Genomic DNA, 516 nt, shown 5'->3' on the forward strand with positions numbered 1-516 from the left:
GAACAAGGTTTGAAGTCAGCCAACGCATCCCGATGTGCCAGCAAGGTGTCAGCTTGACCGAGCAGGGATTCGGCGTGCTGGAACAGGTGCCTAAGAATGTTATCTGGAATGATCTTAGTCTTGGCTTTGGTTGATTGTTTGTGCCCGGCCAGGGAGACGGCCGAGCTTTCTGGCCAGGGGTGACCAAACGCGCTTGGGGTATCCCGAAGGAGTTGCCAGCATCGCTCAACAGCAAAGAACTTATGCGCCTTCGTCTGACTGGCAAGTGGATTGAAGGGTCTTTTTGCAGAAGTAAGGCGGTGTACGAATTCCACATAGCGGGCGGCTACCAGAGGCGTCACCTTCTCCTGAGTGCTAATCCCCTGCTCGTGTAACCAGTTCAACCAACACACCAAATCGCCGAACAACACTTTAATAGTGCCATTGCTCAGCTCGCGCTCTCGCCAGATTGACCGTGCCAGGATAATTTTGGCCTCGAATCGCAGCTGCTCCCCGGTGATCCGAGCAAAGTTCAAT

General features: G+C 53.7%; 1 protein-coding gene. It reads right to left on the bottom strand.

What is annotated here, in order from left to right:
- Positions 1 to 383 (bottom strand): hypothetical protein (locus tag R7Z47_RS26875; protein WP_318131029.1); only part of this gene is annotated, 383 nt, incomplete at its 3' end.
- Between the last annotated feature and the right edge of the window lie 133 nt (positions 384 to 516).

The organism is Vibrio sp. 1641, assembly GCF_033339995.1.
GTDB classification, from domain to species: Bacteria; Pseudomonadota; Gammaproteobacteria; order Enterobacterales; family Vibrionaceae; genus Vibrio; species Vibrio alginolyticus.